General features: G+C 69.6%; 13 protein-coding genes. 10 read left to right on the top strand and 3 right to left on the bottom strand.

The genetic code is table 11. The features are described from left to right. Positions 1–41: 41 nt before the first annotated feature. On the top strand, positions 42–560 hold the full coding sequence (locus OG884_RS31190) for an adenine phosphoribosyltransferase (RefSeq protein WP_326638818.1): 519 nt from the start codon (positions 42–44) through the stop codon (positions 558–560). 236 nt (positions 561–796) lie between these two features. Beyond that, the gene (locus tag OG884_RS31195; RefSeq protein WP_326647046.1) at positions 797–2,992 is read left to right on the top strand and encodes a RelA/SpoT family protein; all 2,196 of its coding nucleotides are present in this window, start codon (positions 797–799) and stop codon (positions 2,990–2,992) included. 167 nt (positions 2,993–3,159) lie between these two features. On the opposite strand, the gene OG884_RS31200 is transcribed toward OG884_RS31195, so the two are convergent. Then, positions 3,160–4,389 carry a DUF349 domain-containing protein gene (locus tag OG884_RS31200; RefSeq protein WP_326638820.1) on the bottom strand — a complete coding sequence of 410 codons (1,230 nt, stop codon included), beginning with the start codon at positions 4,387–4,389 and terminating at the stop codon, positions 3,160–3,162. 59 nt (positions 4,390–4,448) lie between these two features. Then, positions 4,449–5,312: a peptidylprolyl isomerase gene (locus tag OG884_RS31205; protein ID WP_326638822.1), complete on the bottom strand. Its 864-nt coding sequence runs from the start codon at positions 5,310–5,312 to the stop codon at positions 4,449–4,451. A 147-nt stretch (positions 5,313–5,459) separates the two neighbouring features. On the opposite strand from OG884_RS31205, the gene OG884_RS31210 reads away from it, so the two are divergent. Genes OG884_RS31210 through aspS form a run of 3 tightly spaced genes read left to right on the top strand, consistent with a single transcriptional unit; the run spans position 5,460 to position 9,190 of the window. Next, positions 5,460–6,188 (top strand): MBL fold metallo-hydrolase, encoded by a 729-nt coding sequence (locus OG884_RS31210; RefSeq protein ID WP_326638824.1) that lies wholly within the window; start codon positions 5,460–5,462, stop codon positions 6,186–6,188. A 3-nt stretch (positions 6,189–6,191) separates the two neighbouring features. Further along, positions 6,192–7,457: a histidine--tRNA ligase gene (hisS, locus tag OG884_RS31215; RefSeq protein WP_326638825.1), complete on the top strand. Its 1,266-nt coding sequence runs from the start codon at positions 6,192–6,194 to the stop codon at positions 7,455–7,457. Continuing rightward, positions 7,454–9,190: an aspartate--tRNA ligase gene (gene aspS / locus OG884_RS31220; protein WP_326638827.1), complete on the top strand. Its 1,737-nt coding sequence runs from the start codon at positions 7,454–7,456 to the stop codon at positions 9,188–9,190. The genes hisS and aspS overlap by 4 nt, the downstream gene beginning before the upstream one ends. A 128-nt stretch (positions 9,191–9,318) precedes the next feature. Here the strand turns inward: aspS and OG884_RS31225 are convergent, their stop codons facing one another. Next, on the bottom strand, positions 9,319–10,209 hold the full coding sequence (locus OG884_RS31225; RefSeq protein WP_326638828.1) for a peptidylprolyl isomerase: 891 nt from the start codon (positions 10,207–10,209) through the stop codon (positions 9,319–9,321). Between the two features lie 151 nt (positions 10,210–10,360). Here OG884_RS31225 and OG884_RS31230 point away from each other — a divergent pair, with 151 nt between their 5' ends. The 5 genes from OG884_RS31230 to alaS all read left to right on the top strand — a co-directional run bounded on the left by OG884_RS31230 (position 10,361) and on the right by alaS (position 15,813). Beyond that, positions 10,361–10,873, top strand: coding sequence for a hypothetical protein (locus tag OG884_RS31230; protein ID WP_326638830.1), 513 nt, complete (start codon positions 10,361–10,363; stop codon positions 10,871–10,873). Between the two features lie 31 nt (positions 10,874–10,904). Beyond that, a complete protein-coding gene (locus tag OG884_RS31235) occupies positions 10,905–12,215 on the top strand; it encodes a replication-associated recombination protein A (protein ID WP_326638832.1) in 1,311 nt (436 codons plus the stop codon). Between the two features lie 226 nt (positions 12,216–12,441). Continuing rightward, complete coding sequence (locus tag OG884_RS31240) at positions 12,442–12,888, top strand: DUF948 domain-containing protein (protein WP_326638833.1); 447 nt, start codon at positions 12,442–12,444, stop codon at positions 12,886–12,888. After that, positions 12,885–13,139: a hypothetical protein gene (locus OG884_RS31245; protein ID WP_326638835.1), complete on the top strand. Its 255-nt coding sequence runs from the start codon at positions 12,885–12,887 to the stop codon at positions 13,137–13,139. The genes OG884_RS31240 and OG884_RS31245 overlap by 4 nt, the downstream gene beginning before the upstream one ends. 1 nt (position 13,140) lies before the next feature. Then, positions 13,141–15,813 (top strand): alanine--tRNA ligase, encoded by a 2,673-nt coding sequence (gene alaS, locus OG884_RS31250; RefSeq protein WP_326638837.1) that lies wholly within the window; start codon positions 13,141–13,143, stop codon positions 15,811–15,813. Position 15,814: the final 1 nt, after the last annotated feature.

Raw genomic sequence — 15,814 nt, forward strand, 5'->3', positions numbered from 1 at the left:
GCGGAGGCGTTTTCCTTACCTCTCCCCAAGGAGTGCCGACCATGACCGAGCTGAGCAGGCTGATCCTCGATCACATCCGAGACGTGCCCGACTACCCGAAGCCAGGGGTGATGTTCAAGGACATCACCCCGCTGCTCGCCGACCCGGTGGCGTTCGCCGCGGTGACCGAGGCGCTCGCCGGGCTGTATCAGGTGGACAAGATCGTCGGAATCGAGGCGCGGGGGTTCATCCTGGCCGCCCCGGTCGCCTGCCGGGCGGGCGTGGGCTTCGTCCCGGTACGGAAGAAAGGCAAACTGCCCTCTGAGACGCTTGAGGCGTCCTACGATCTGGAATACGGCTCCGCCATCATCGAGGTTCACCGGGACGCCTTCATCCCCGGAGAGCGCGTCCTCATCGTCGACGACGTGCTCGCCACGGGAGGGACGGCGAGCGCGGCGGTGGAGCTGGTCCGCGAGGCGGGCGCCGATGTCGTCGGCCTCGCCGTGCTCATGGAGCTGGCCTTCCTCAAGGGCCGCGAGCGCCTGACGGACGTCGAGTTGCACTCCCTCGTCGTCGTTTGATCGACCCGCGGACAAAAGCACACAACCCCGTCTGGATACACTGAGGGATCTGGACTCGAATGTGAGGAGTCTGAGTGCCCCGTGATGTGGTCGTCCCCGACACGACCGCCAACGGCGGCGGCCCCGAGATGGCCGTCCCAGCAGGCGACGCCGGCTCCGCCATGTCCGGAGCGACCGAGGAGAAGCAGGCGGTAAGGCGAAGGCTGGCACGTTTTGGGGGGCAGTGGGGTGGCGGCATGAATCCGGTTCTGGAGCCGCTGTTCCGGACGGTCCGCGCGACCCATCCGAAGGCGGACCTGCGGCTCATCGAACGCTCATACGACGTGGCGGCCTACCATCACCGCGACCAGAAGCGCAAAAGCGGTGACCCTTACATCACCCACCCGCTGGCGGTGGCGACGATCCTGGCCGAGCTCGGCACCGACGACGAGACGCTGTGCGCCGCGCTGCTGCACGACACCGTCGAGGACACCGCCTATGGCCTGGACGAGCTGCGCTCGGACTTCGGCGACAACATCGCCCTGCTGGTCGACGGCGTCACCAAACTCGACAAGGTCAAGTTCGGTGAGGCGGCCGAGGCCGAGACCGTGCGCAAGATGGTCGTGGCGATGTCCCGGGACATCCGGGTGCTGGTGATCAAGCTCGCCGACCGGCTGCACAACATGCGCACCATGCGCTACCTGCCCGAGCACAAGCGGCACCAGAAGTCCCGCGAGACGCTGGAGATCTTCGCGCCGCTCGCCCACCGGCTGGGCATGAACACCATCAAGTGGGAGCTGGAGGACCTCGCGTTCGCCATGCTCTACCCCAAGCGCTACGACGAGATCGCCCGGATGGTCTCGGAGCGGGCGCCGCGCAGGGATCTGTTCCTGCAGGAGGTCATCGAGAAGGTCTCCGGCGACCTGCGTGACGCCAAGATCCGCGCGGCCGTCAAGGGCCGCCCCAAGCACTACTACTCCGTGTACCAGAAGATGATCGCCAGGGATGTCGCCTTCGACGACATCTACGACCTGGTCGGCATCCGGGTGCTGGTCGACACGGTCCGGGACTGCTATGCGGCGCTCGGAACGATCCACGCGCGATGGAACCCGGTGCCCGGCCGGTTCAAGGACTACATCGCGATGCCCAAGTTCAACATGTACCAGTCGCTGCACACCACGGTCATCGGCCCGGAGGGCAAGCCGGTGGAGCTGCAGATCCGCACCCACGGGATGCACCACAGGGCCGAGTACGGTGTGGCGGCGCACTGGAAGTACAAGGAGGACATGACCACCTCCGGTCCTGGGGGGGCGAAGCTGAAGCCCGCCAGCGACATGGCGTGGCTGCGCCAGCTCCTCGACTGGCAGAAGGAGACCGCCGACCCGGGGGAGTTCCTGGAGTCGCTCAGGTTCGACCTGTCGGTCTCGGAGGTCTACGTCTTCACGCCCCGAGGCCAGGTCATCGCCCTGCCCGAGAACGCGACGCCCGTCGACTTCGCCTACGCCGTGCACACCGAGGTGGGTCACCGTTGCATCGGAGCCAGGGTCAACGGCCGCCTGGTGCCCCTGGAGTCACGGCTGGGCAACGGCGACACGGTGGAGATCTTCACTTCCAAGTCGCCCGACGCGGGCCCCTCGCGTGACTGGCTGAAGTTCGTCAAGTCGGGCCGGGCCCGTAACAAGATCCGGCAGTGGTTCTCCAAGGAGCGCCGCGAGACCGCGATCGAGGCGGGCAAGGAGGCGATCGGCCGCGCCATGCGCAAGCAGGGCCTGCCGCTGCAGCGCCTGATGTCGGGAGAGTCCCTTCTGGTCCTCGCCAGGGAGCTGCGCTACCCGGACGTGTCCGCGCTCTACGCGGCCGTGGGAGAGGGCCACATCGCCGCGCAGGCGGTCGTGCAGAAGCTCGTGACGTCCATCGGGGGAGTGGACGGCGCGGAAGAGGACATCGCCGAGACCTCCGTGCCGACCAAGCTGCGTGGCCGCCCCCGGGGCAGTGGCGGCGCCGGAGTGGTCGTCGCGGGCGACTCCGACGTCTGGGTGCGCCTGTCGCGATGCTGCACTCCCGTGCCCGGCGATGAGATCGTCGGTTTCGTCACCCGCGGGCATGGCGTGTCGGTGCACCGCACCAACTGTCCCAACATGGATCAGCTCAAGTCCGAGCCCGACCGCCTGGTCGAGGTCGCCTGGTCCGCCGCGGACGACTCGGTGTTCCTGGTCGCGCTGCAGGTCGAGGCGCTCGACCGGCCACGCCTGCTCTCCGACGTGACCCGCACGCTCTCCGATCAGCATGTCAACATCCTGTCGGCGTCGGTTACGACGTCCAGGGACAGGGTGGCGATCAGCAAGTTCACCTTCGAGATGGGCGACCCCAAGCATCTGGGCCACGTCCTGAAGGCCGTCCGCAACATCCAGGGCGTCTACGACGTCTACCGGGTCAGCGGCGCCGGTTCCTGAGCTTCGGGCTCGCGCCCTCCGTCACGTGACAGCCCCGGCTCCTCCGGGGCTGCGGGAGGGCGTCGACGCCTCATCGCAGACGTCAGGGCCGCGGAAGGCGCTCCATGGTCGGAGCCCACCGCGGCCCTGTCGGTCCTTCAGATCGCGTCAGCCGCTCGTGAGAGGGGTCAGGAGAACTCGGCGAGCGTGCGCTCGGCCTCCTCCAGCCAGGAACGGCGGGCGGCCAGCGCCTCCTCGGCGTCCTTGACGTCCTTGTCCCGGCCCGCGTCCCTGGCCTTGACCAGGCGGCCCTCCAGCTGTGCGATCGACTTGCGCAGCTGGTCGACCGTGTTCTGGGCGCGGGCGCGTGCCTCTGGGTTGGAGCGCTTCCACTCCGTCTCCTCGGCCTTGCGGACCGCGTCGTCGATCTTGCGCAGGCCACCCTCCAGCCGGTCGCGCTGCTCGCGCGGGACCGGGCCCGCGGCCTCCCAGCGCTCCAGGATGCCGCGCAGGGCGCTCCTGGCCGCACGGGCGTCGGTGACCGGGAGGATCTTCTCGGCCTCGGTCAGAAGCTGCTCCTTGGCCTCGGCGTTGGCCGCCAGGGAGGCGTCGCGCTCGGCGAAGACGGCCGAACGCGCCTGGAAGAACTGGTCCTGAGCGCCCTTGAAACGGCCCCAGAGCTCGTCCTCGACCTCCCGGGAGGCGCGGCCCGCCGTCTTCCAATCCTGCATCAGCTCGCGGTAGGCCGACGCGGTGGCACCCCAGTCGGTGGACGAGGCCAGCGCCTCCGCCTCGGCCACGATGCGCTCCTTGGCGGAGCGCACGCCCTCGCGCTGTTCGTCCAGCCCCGCGAAGTAGGCCTTGCGCCGCTTGGCGAAGGCCGTGCGGGCCGCCGACAGACGCTTCCACAGCGCCGCCTCGGTCACCCGGTCGATGCGCTCGGCGGCCTTCCACTCCTCGATCAGCTGGCGCAGCCGCTCACCACCGGTCTTCCAGTGGGTGGTGTCGTCGGCGATGCGCTCGGCCTCGGCGACGATCCGCTCCTTGATGCCCTTGGCCTCGGCCCTGGCCACGTCGCGAGCGGCCTTGACCTCCTCCCGGCGCTGGGCGACCAGCTTGGTGAGGGTGCCCAGACGGTTCAGCAGCGCGTCGAGGTCGCCGACGGCGTGCGCGTCTGTGATCGCCTCACGGAGCTTGACGATGGTCGCCTCCGCCTGGGCCGGCGGCAGGTCGGTACCGCGGACCCGCTGTTCGAGCAGGGCGACCTGCCCTGCCAGCTCGTCGAACTTGCGATGGAAGTAGGCAAGAGCCTCCTCCGGTTCGCCGGCCTGCCAGGACCCGACGGCCCGTTCTCCCTCAGCCGTACGTACGTAGACGGTGCCGTCGTCGTCTACCCGGCCCCACGGGTCGGTGCTCACCGTGTCCTCCCGCACTTTCATCAGCCTTTCGGGACTTACCGCCCCTTGTATGTATTACGTCAGCTCTTGCTGGACATTGTCACGTCTTTGATTTCGAGGGTTTCCTTCGGTGCCCCGGTGCCGTCGGGTCCTGGAGCGATGACGCCCGCCTTGTTCACCTTGTCGAGGATCTCAAGGCCCTTGGTGACCGTACCGAACGGTGTGTAGTCCGGGGTCAGCGGGGCGTCGCCGTATACCAGGAAGAACTGGCTGCCGTTGGTGTCGGGACCGCTGTTGGCCATGGCCACGACGCCGCGCGTGTATTTGGCGCCCTCCAGGTTCTCGTTCACGAAGCGGTAGCCGGGGCCGCCCTGGCCGTCGGTCTGGCTCTTGCCGTCGGCCTTGGCCAGCGGGTCGCCGCACTGCAGCATCGGGAACTGGTCGGAGCCCAGCCGGTGACACTTGGAACCGTCGAAGTACTTCTTCTGCGCCAGGAAGGCGAAGGAGTTGACCGTGCACGGCGTCTTGTCGGCCGCCACCTTGATGACGATGTCGCCCTGGTTGGTCTTCAGGGTCATCGTCGTGGGAGTCTTGTCGACCTTCGCCGGGGGCAGGCCCACGTCCTTGGTCGCACCACCCTCGGAGGCGACGTAGCCGCAGGTGCCGCCGGCCGGGTCGAAGGCCGTCGGCTGCGTTCCGGCCTCCGCCGCCTTCTCCGACGTGCTCTCCGAAGGGGCCGGATCGGCGGTCGCCGTCGTGTCGGAGCCCCCGAACACGTTGGTCGCGACGATCACACCCGCCACGGCCAGCACGCCGACCACGCTGGTGCCGATGAGCGCGATGCGCTTGGCCCTGGCGACCTTGGCCTCGTGTTCGATGCGTCGCTTCGTCTGCCGCTCGTAGTGCTCGCGCGCCAACTGCTTCTGGCGCTCCCTGCCGCTCACCGCTTCGCCCTCCCGAGTGCCGAGTCGTACTTAATGAGGTGGGCGAATCGTATCGGCCAATGGGTAATGGTTCGCAGCCCGCCGACCCGCACCGGTACCCTTCGGTTACATTCCCATCCGCATTCTTGACGAGATCAGCTGAGGCAGATGCTCATCGCCGGCTTTCCCGCAGGGTCCTTCCAGACCAACTGTTACGTCGTCGCTCCCGCCGCGGGCGAGGAGTGCGTGGTCGTCGATCCCGGCCAGAACGCCGTCGGCGCCCTCGATGACCTGCTGCGCGAGCACAGGCTCAAACCGGTCGCGGTGCTGGTCACCCACGGGCACCTCGACCACATGTGGTCGGTCGCCCCGGTCTGCGGCGCGCGTGACGTCCCCGCGTGGATCCATCCCGAAGATCGCGGACTGCTCTCCGATCCCGGCAGGGGGATGCCGCTGTCCGCGAAACAGCAGCTGTTCGGGGGACTGACCTTCACCGAGCCGGACGACGTGCGCGAGCTCGTGGACGGCGAGGTGCTGCGGCTGGCGGGCCTTGAGCTCACCGTCGACCACGCTCCCGGCCATACCAGGGGGTCGGTGACCTTCAGGTTGCCCAGCACCGAGGAGATCCCCGACGTGCTGTTCTCGGGCGATCTGCTGTTCGCCGGCTCCATCGGCCGCACAGATCTTCCGGGCGGCGACTATCCGACCATCCTGCGCAGCCTGGCGGCCAAGTGCCTGCCGCTGCCGGAGGACACGGTGGTGCTGCCCGGCCACGGACCACAGACCACGATCGGCCAAGAGCGTGCCACCAACCCGTATCTCGCGGAGGCGGAGCAGGCCGCGGGCGCAGGCCCCGCGGGCCTCGGGCACGACCGCGGCCCCGGCAGGGGACTCTAGACAATGACTTTGCAGGCGCCCAAGGGCACCTTCGACTGGCTCCCACCGCGCTCGGAGCGGGCGCTCGCCGTGCGCGAGGCGCTGACCGCCCCCGCCCGCCGGGCGGGCTACGGCTACATCGAGACGCCGGTCTTCGAGGACACCGCGCTGTTCGTGCGCGGCGTCGGTGAGTCGACGGACATCGTCTCCAAGGAGATGTACACCTTCGAGGACAAGGGCGGGCGCTCCATCACGCTGCGCCCCGAGGGCACCGCCTCGGTGGTGCGCGCGGTCCTCCAGCACGGCCTGCACAACGGGCAGCTTCCGGTGAAGCTCTGGTACTCGGGCAGCCAGTTCCGCTACGAGCGGGCACAGAAGGGCCGCTACCGCCACTTCTGGCAGGTCGGCGCCGAGGCGCTGGGCTCCGAGGACCCGGCGCTCGACGCCGAACTGATCCTGCTGGCCGTCGACGGCTACGCCGCGCTGGGGCTCACCGGGGTCCGGCTGCTGATCAACACGCTGGGCGACAAGGAGTGCCGCCCCGTCTATCGGGCCGCGCTCCAGGACTTCCTGCGCGGCCTCGACCTCGACGAGCCCACCCGACAGCGGATCGAGATCAACCCGCTGCGCGTGCTCGACGACAAGCGCCCCGAGGTGCAGGAGCGGCTGGCAGGCGCGCCGCTGGTCGTCGACCACCTGTGCGGGGCGTGCAAGGCGTACCACGAGGAGGTCCGCTCACTGCTGACCGCATCCGGCGTGGCCTACACCGACGACCCCCGGCTGGTCCGCGGCCTCGACTACTACACGCGGACCACGTTCGAGTTCGTCCACGACGGGCTCGGCTCCCAGTCCGCGGTCGGCGGCGGGGGCCGCTACGACGGGCTGAGCGAGATGCTCGGCGGCCCCGCCCTGCCCAGCGTCGGCTGGGCGCTCGGCGTCGACCGTACGGTCCTGGCCATGGAGGCCGAGGGCCTGTTCGCGGGCGACGGCGAACAGACGCGCGTGCAGGTGTACGGTGTGCCGCTGGGCACCGAGGCGCGTCACCGGATGTTCCTCCTCGTCACCGAGTTGCGCCGGGCGGGCCTTGCCGCCGACATGTCGTTCGGCGGCAAGGGGGGCAAGGGTGCGATGAAGGGCGCCGACCGCTCGGGGGCGAGCCACGCGGTGATCCTCGGCGATCGAGACATCGCCGCGGGGACCGCGCAGGTCAAGGACCTGGTCAGCGGAGAGCAGACCGCCGTACCACTCGCTGAGATCGTCACGACGTTGAAGGAGAGACTGGACAAATGATCCGCACGCACGAAGCGGGATCACTGCGCGAGGAGCACGCAGGGGAGCAGGTGACGCTCGCCGGATGGGTGGCGCGACGCCGCGACCACGGCGGCGTGGTCTTCATCGACCTGCGTGACGCCTCCGGCTCCGCCCAGGTGGTCTTTCGCGAGGAGGACGACGCCCACGGCCTGCGCGCCGAATACTGCGTCAAGGTCGTCGGGCAGGTGCGGGTCCGCCCCGAGGGCAACGAGAACCCCGACCTGCCGACCGGGGCGATCGAGGTCGTCGCCTCCGAGGTCGAGGTGCTCAGCGAGTCCGCGCCGTTGCCGTTCCCCATTGAAGGCGCGGCCGGTATCTCAGAGGAGGCCAGGCTCAAGTACCGCTACCTCGACATCCGCCGCCACCATGTCGCGCACGCCATGCGCACCCGTTCCAGGGCCACCTACCTCGCCCACGAGGTGATGAACGAGCACGGGTTCACCTACGTCGAGACCCCGACGCTGACCCGCTCGACCCCCGAGGGCGCCCGCGACTTCCTCGTCCCCGTCCGGCTCCAGCCGGGCAGCTGGTACGCCCTGCCCCAGTCGCCCCAGCTGTTCAAGCAGCTTCTCCAGGTCGCCGGGCTTGAGCGCTACTACCAGCTCGCCAAGTGCTATCGGGACGAGGACCTGCGCGCCGACCGGCAGCCGGAGTTCACCCAGATCGACGTTGAGATGTCCTTCGTGGACCAGGACGACGTCATCGCCCTGGGCGAGACGCTGATCGGGCGCATCTGGAAGGAGACGGTCGGCTACGACCTGCCGGTGCCGCTGCCCCGGATGACCTACCGCGACGCCATGGCCCGCTACGGCTCCGACAAGCCCGACCTGCGCTTCGGCCAGGAGCTCGTCGAGATGACGGAGTTCTTCGCCGACACCACCTTCCGCGTGTTCCAGGCGCCGTACGTGGGCGCGGTGGTCATGCCGGGCGGCGCCTCGCAGACCCGCAAGGAGCTGGACGGCTGGCAGGAGTGGGCCAGGTCGCGCGGTGCCAAGGGCCTGGCCTACGTGCTCGTCGGCGAGGACGGCACGCTCGGCGGGCCTGTCGCCAAGAACCTGTCGGAGAGCGAGGCGGCCGGCCTGGCCGCCAAGGTGGGCGCCGAGCCCGGCGACGCGATCTTCTTCGCGGCGGGTGCGGCCTCCCACTCCCGCGACCTGCTCGGCGCGGCCCGCCTGGAGATCGGCCGCCGCTGCGACCTGATCGACGAGTCGGCGTGGAACTTCCTGTGGATCGTCGACGCCCCCATGTTCGAGGAGGACGGCGAGGGCGGCTGGACCGCGGTTCACCACCCCTTCACCGGTCCCAAGCCCGAGTGGGCGGACAACTTCCAGGACCACCCCGGCGAGGCTCTGGCCTACGCCTACGACATGGTCTGCAACGGCATGGAGATCGGCGGCGGTTCGATCCGGATCCACCGTGCCGAGATGCAGCAGCGCGTCTTCGACGTGCTCGGCATCTCCAAGGGGGAGGCGGAGAACAAGTTCGGCTTCCTGCTGGAGGCGTTCAAGTACGGCCCGCCGCCGCACGGCGGCATCGCCTACGGCTGGGACCGGATCTGCATGCTCCTCGCGAGAGGTGACTCCATCCGCGACGTCATCGCCTTCCCGAAGACGGCCTCGGGCTTCGACCCGCTGACCGGCGCGCCCACCCCGATCACGGTGGAGCAGCGCAAGGAGGCCGGCGTCGACGGCAGGCCCAAGGCCGACGCCTGATCCGAGGTCCGCACCAGGTGTGACCGAGGGCCCCCGGATGACGTTCCGGGGGCCCTCGGCATGCCCGGGGCCGAACCCCGGTGACGCTCCCCGCGCGCCTCGTGGGCGGCGGGCCGCCGCGGGTCCGGCTAGGAGAGCCGCACGCTCTTGATGATCACCGGGATCTTGGGGGCGTTGGAGCCACCGTCACCGGTGATGTCGTCGGGGTTGGTGATCCAGCCGCCCTTGTAGATCTTTTCGAGGATCTCCATGCCCCGGGAGACCACACCGAAGGGGGTGTACGCCTTCTCCACCTGGTCGGTCTCGTCCGCCAGCGAGATCCAGAACTGGCTGCCGTTCTGGTTGACGGCGTCGATCGCCTGGGCCACCGCGACCGTGCCCTTGGTGTACGGGATCCCGCCGAGGTTCTCGCTGTCGTAGACGTAGCCCGAGCTGCCCTGGCCGTCGGTGGGGTTCTTGCCGTCGGCCTTGGCCTGCGGGTCACCGCACTGCAGCAGGCCCAGACCCGAGTTCTCCGGGGTGGCCAGGCGGTGGCACTTGGTGTTGTCGAAGAAGCGCTTCCCGGCCAGGAAGGCGAAGGAGTTGACCGTGCAGGGGGCCTGCGCGGTCGCCAGGTCGATCACGACGTCACCGTGGTTGGTGGTGATCGTCATGGTCTTCAGCCTCAGGTTGGGCTTGCGCGGCGGCATGCCCACGTTCTTCATCGGGCTGCCGCTGGTGTCCTTGCGGTAGGAACATCTCGTGCTGGCCGGGGCGGCCGTGGGGCTCGGTTCGGGCGTCACGGCGGCGCTTGCCGACGGTGTGCTGCTCGGCTTGGGCGTTGCGGCGGCATTGGCCTCCTCGCCGTCACTCCCGAGGAGCTGCACCCCGGCGAACAGGCCTCCCGCGACGACGACCACCGCGATGACCGCTCCGATGACGGCGTTCCGCTTCGACGTGCTCTTCTGCTGCTCAGCACGCTTCGCCTGCCGTTCCTTGTGCTCCCGAGCCAGCTGGCTCTGGCGGTCCTCGGCGCTCACCGCTATGTCCTCCAGGATTGTTGTTACATGACTACGGACTGGCGGAAAGCGTACCGGCCTTAACGTGTGCTGCATGTAAGTGGCGAAATTCGTCAGATGGGACAGAGGGGAGTGAAGGCGGAGATCTCTTCACACTCTCCATAACTCGTTCATGGTGGGATCCGTACTTGCCGATGACGAGCCACGCACCACCGGAGCCCCCATGTTCGACGAGATCCTTGGCCTGCCCGTCCACCCCCTGGTCGTCCACGCCGCCGTGGTCCTGACCCCGCTCCTGGCGGTGCTCGCCGCCGCCTACGCGCTGCTGCCCCGTACGCGGCCCGTGCTCACCTGGGCGGTGGTCGGGCTCGCCCCGATCGTGCCGGTGAGCGTCTTCGTGGCACGGGGAAGCGGGAATTCGCTGAAGGAGAGCCGTTTCGCCTCCGCGGGCGGGCAGCTCGGTGAGCGCATAGCCGAGCACGCGGGCTTCAGCACCCCCCTGCTGCTCGTCGCCCTCGCCCTCGGGGTGATGTCGCTGGCTCTCGTCTACGTCTCGCGCGGTGACCGGTTCGGCCGCCCGGCAGGGCTGGCGGTCTCGGCGCTGACCGTGGTCCTGGCCGCCGTCGCGCTCTACTACGTGGTGCGGGCCGGGCACAGCGGGGCCGTCGCCGTCTGGGCGAACTGAGGCGTGGCCGGGCGGCGGTACTGTCTCAGGAGTGGACAGCCTGTTCGATTCGGCGGCGGAGGAGGCCCATCGCGGCCAGGAGCCCCTGGCGGTGCGGATGCGCCCCAGGAGCCTGGACGAGGTGATCGGCCAGCGGCACCTGCTGGGCCCCGGCACGCCGCTGCGCCGCCTCGTCGAGGCCGAGGCGCCGATGTCGCTCTTCCTCTGGGGCCCGCCGGGCACCGGCAAGACCACTCTCGCCTACGTGGTGGCGGGCGTCACCAAACGCCGCTTCGTGGAGGTCTCCGCGGTGTCGGCGGGGGTCAAGGAGGTCCGCGCGGCCATCGAGCAGGCCCGGCGCGAGCTGGGCATGTCCGGCCGCCAGACCGTCCTGTTCGTCGACGAGGTGCACCGTTTCAACAAGGCGCAGCAGGACGCCCTGCTGCCCGCCGTGGAGAACCGCTGGGTCACCTTCATCGGCGCCACCACGGAGAACCCCTTCTTCTCCGTCATCTCGCCCCTGCTGTCGCGCTCACTGCTGCTGACCCTGGAGTCGCTGTCGGAGGACGACATCCGGGTGGTGCTGGAGCGCGCCGTCACCGACCCGCGTGGCCTGGACGGGAAGACGCGGCTGGCGCCCGAGGCCGCCGAGCACCTGGTGCGGCTGGCCGGCGGCGACGCCCGCAGGTCGCTCACCTACCTGGAGGCCGCCGCGCTGATCACCGACGGCGAGGTCACCGTCGAGGTGGTGGAGCGGGCGGTGGACAAGGCGGCCGTACGCTACGACCGCCAGGGTGACCAGCACTACGACGTGATCAGCGGTTTCATCAAGAGCATGCGGGGTTCCGACGCCGACGCGGCGCTGCACTACCTCGCCCGGATGGTCGAGGCGGGCGAGGACCCCAGGTTCATCGCCCGCAGGGTCGTCATCTTCGCCTCCGAGGACGTCGGCATGGCCGATCCCACCTGCCTGCAGGTCGCGGTGGCCGCGGCCCAGGCGGTGGAGTTCATCGGCCTGCCCGAGGGGCGGCTCAACCTGGCCCAGGCGGTCATCCACTGCGCGCTGGCCCCCAAGTCCAACGCCGTGATCAACGCCATCGGCGCGGCCTCCGAGGACGTGCGGCGCGGCAACATCGGCCACGTCCCCGACCACCTGCGCGACGCCCACTACGCGGGGGCCAAGAAGCTCGGCCACGGCAAGGGTTACAAATACCCCCACGACTTCGAGCACGGCCTGGTCCGCCAGGAGTACGCGCCCGAGGAGCTCAGGGACCGGCGCTACTACCGGCCCACCCGGCACGGCGCCGAGGCGGGCTTCGCCGAACGCTGGTCCAGGATCCGCACCTTCCTGCGCGGAGAGTGACCCGCCGTAGCCCCTCGCGGACGGTCGTCGCGTACGAGCTCGCACGTCGTCCCGCTCCCGCCGCGCGGCTTCACCCATACGGCGCGGAGGGCGGGCCGGGCACGCAGGCACCGTGAATCCCGGCTCCCGGGACGCGGGCACCCCCGGGAAGACCCGGTCCGGCCCGAAGGCATGCGCCGACGGCGCGCGGTAAGTGAGGATGAGTGATATCGGGCACGATAGGGTCTTGCCAATCCACCCGACCACGGCCGGGGTCACCTATGAGGGGACGGGTCCGCACATGCTTACCGCAGGAGAGGTCGCGGGGCTGATCGTCGCGATGGCCTGGGCGATCCTGGTCTGTTTCATGGCCGTCGTCATGGTCAGGCTGGCCCGCCTGCTCACCGAGACCACCAAGATGGTCTCCCAGCTGGGTGACCGCGTCGTGCCGCTGCTGGAGGACGTGTCGGCCGCCGTCGGCGAGACCAACCGCCAGCTGGTCGCCATCGAGGCGATCACCAGGGACGTCAAGCAGGTCAGCGGGCATGTGGCCAAGGTCAGCGACGTCACCCAGAACCTGGTCACCGGACCGCTGATCAAGGTCGCGGCCCTCACCCACGGCGTCCGCCGGGCGGTGGGCGCCCGGCGGCGCGCCAGGCCGGCCGCGCAGGCGCTGGACGGGCGGCGACGGTGATCCGCAGGCTGTTCTACATGGGCCTGGGCGCGTTCGGCACGCTGTGGGTCATGCGTAAGCTTCAGGCACTGCACCCGAACCACCTGGCCCGCCGGGCCGTACGCAACGCGGGCGGGGTCCTGGAGCAGGCGCGAGATCTCGCCGAGGACGCCCTGCGGGGTGCGGCCGAGCGGGAAACCGAGTTGCGATCCAGGTTCGGGCTCGACACTGTGGAAAACCCCTATCACTCCAACGTAAAGGATGGCCGCTGACATGGAGTCGGCAGAGATCGCCCGCCGCTTCCTGCGCTTCTTCGAGGAGCGTGGGCACACCGTCGTGCCCTCGGCCAGCCTCATCGCCGAGGACCCGACGCTACTTCTGGTGAACGCGGGCATGGTGCCCTTCAAGCCCTACTTCCTGGGCCAGCAGAAGCCGCCCTACAAGCGGGCCACCAGCGCGCAGAAGGTCGTCAGGACCCTCGACATCGACGAGGTCGGCAAGACGACCAGGCACGCCAGCTTCTTCCAGATGCTCGGCAACTTCTCCTTCGGCGACTACTTCAAGGAGCAGGCGATCCCGTTCGCCTGGGAGTTGCTGACCAGGCCCGAGTCCGAGGGCGGGTTCGGCTTCCCCGAGGACCGCCTCTGGGTCACCGTCTACCTCGACGACGACGAGGCCGCCGACATCTGGCACAGGAAGGCCGGAGTGCCGCTGGAGCGCATCCAGCGCCGCGACCTGGCGGACAACTACTGGCACATGGGCGTGCCGGGCCCCGGTGGGCCGTGCAGCGAGATCTACTATGACCGCGGTGCCGAGTACGGGCGCGAGGGCGGCCCGGTCGTCGACGAGAACCGCTACCTGGAGGTGTGGAACAACGTCTTCATGCAGTACCAGCTCGGCGCGGTCCGCAGCAAGATCGACTTCGACATCGTCGGTGAGCTGCCGGCCAAGAGCGTCGACACGGGTATGGGCCTGGAGCGCATGGCGGCGATCCTGCAGGGCGTCGACAACATCTACGAGATCGACACCACGTACAAGATCCTTGACCGGGCCGCGGAGCTCACCAAGACGCGTTACGGCCGTGACGAGCGCGCCGACGTCTCGCTGCGGGTCGTCGCCGACCACGTCAGGACCGGCGTGATGCTCGTGGCCGACGGAGTGCTGCCCTCCAACGAGGGCCGGGGCTACGTGCTCCGCCGCATCCTGCGCCGCGCCATCCGTAACCTTCGCCTGCTCGGCGCGGGCGAGGAGCGCTACATGCACGAGCTCACCGCGGTGACCGTCGATGTCATGGGCGAGCAGTACGCGGAGCTCAAGGCCGACGCCCCGCAGATCCACGGGGTCATCGACGCGGAGGAGGGGTCCTTCCTCGGCACCCTCCGCACCGGCACCGCGATCTTCGATGTGGCGGCCGAGGAGACCAAGCGCAAGGGGCGGGGCACGCTCGCGGCCGACCAGGCCTTCCAGCTCCACGACACCTACGGCTTCCCGATCGACCTGACCCTGGAGATGGCCTCCGAGCAGGGGCTGCAGGTCGACGAGGAGGGCTTCCGCCGTCTGATGAAGGAGCAGCGCGACAGGGCCAAGGCCGACGCCGCCTCCAAGAAGACCGGCAACGCCGACATCTCGATCTTCGGGCGGATCCTGGAGAAGACCGGCAAGGTCGAGTTCCTCGGCTACGACCACGTGACGGCCGAGGCCGAGGTCGTCGGTCTCCTCGTCGACGGTGCCTCCGTCGCCGCGGCGGGTGCCGGCGCGACGGTCGAGGTCGTGCTGGGTCGAACCCCGTTCTACGCCGAGGGCGGCGGCCAGCTCTCCGACCAGGGCCTCATCCGCACCGGCGGGGCCGAGGTGGAGATCGTGGACGTGCAGTCCCCGGTCGCCGGCGTCGTCATGCACCGGGGCAAGGTCCGCACCGGGGAGATCCGGGTGGGCGAGACGGCCCAGGCCGAGATCGACGTCGAGCGGCGCCGGGCCATCTCCCGCAGCCACACCGCCACCCACCTGGTGCACCGGGGCTTCCGCAACGCGCTGGGCGAGACCGCGGCGCAGGCCGGTTCCGAGAACTCGCCGGGCCGCTTCCGCTTCGACTTCACCGCCGCGGGCGCCGTGTCGCCCACCGTGTTGCGCGATGTCGAGGACGAGGTCAACGCCGTCCTGATCAACGACCTGCGGGTCAACGCCTTCCACACCTCCCAGGCCGAAGCCCGCGCGATGGGCGCTCTGGCCCTGTTCGGCGAGAAGTACGGCGACACCGTCCGCATCGTCGAGGTCGGTGAGTACTCCCGCGAGCTCTGCGGTGGCACCCACGTCGCCAGTTCCGGGCAGCTGGGTCTTGTCAAGGTGCTGGGCGAGGCCTCGATCGGTGCGGGCGTGCGCCGCGTGGAGGCCCTGGTCGGCCTCGACGCGTTCCGCTTCCTGGCCAGGGAGAGCGTGCTCGTCGCCCAGCTGTCGGAGCAGCTCAAGGCCCGCAGGGAGGAGTTGCCCGAGCGCATCGAGGGCATCGTCACCCGGCTGCGCTCCGCGGAGAAGGAGCTGGCCGGGCTGCGCTCGGCCCAGGCGCTCGCCGGTGCGGGCGAGATGGCGGGGAATGCCCGTGATCTGCATGGAGTCTCCGTTGTGACGCACCGTGCGCCTGATGGCACCTCCCCTGATGATCTGCGTAAACTCGCACTCGAGGTGCGCGGCCGGTTCCCGAGCGAGCGCGCCGCGGTCGTCGTCGTCGCCGGTGTCCCCAATGACCGGCCGGTCGTCGTGGCCGCTGTCAACGAGGTGGGACGCGACCGTGGCCTGAAGGCGGGCCGCCTGGTCGGCGTCGCCGCGAAGGCACTCGGAGGTGGTGGTGGCGGCAAGGACGATGTCGCTCAGGGAGGCGGTGTGCGTCCCGAGGCGATCGACGAGGCGCTCGCGGCCGTCGAGCAGGCGATCACGCAGACGCTCACCTGAT

This window comes from Streptosporangium sp. NBC_01755, assembly GCF_035917995.1.
Classification (GTDB): Bacteria; Actinomycetota; Actinomycetes; order Streptosporangiales; family Streptosporangiaceae; genus Streptosporangium.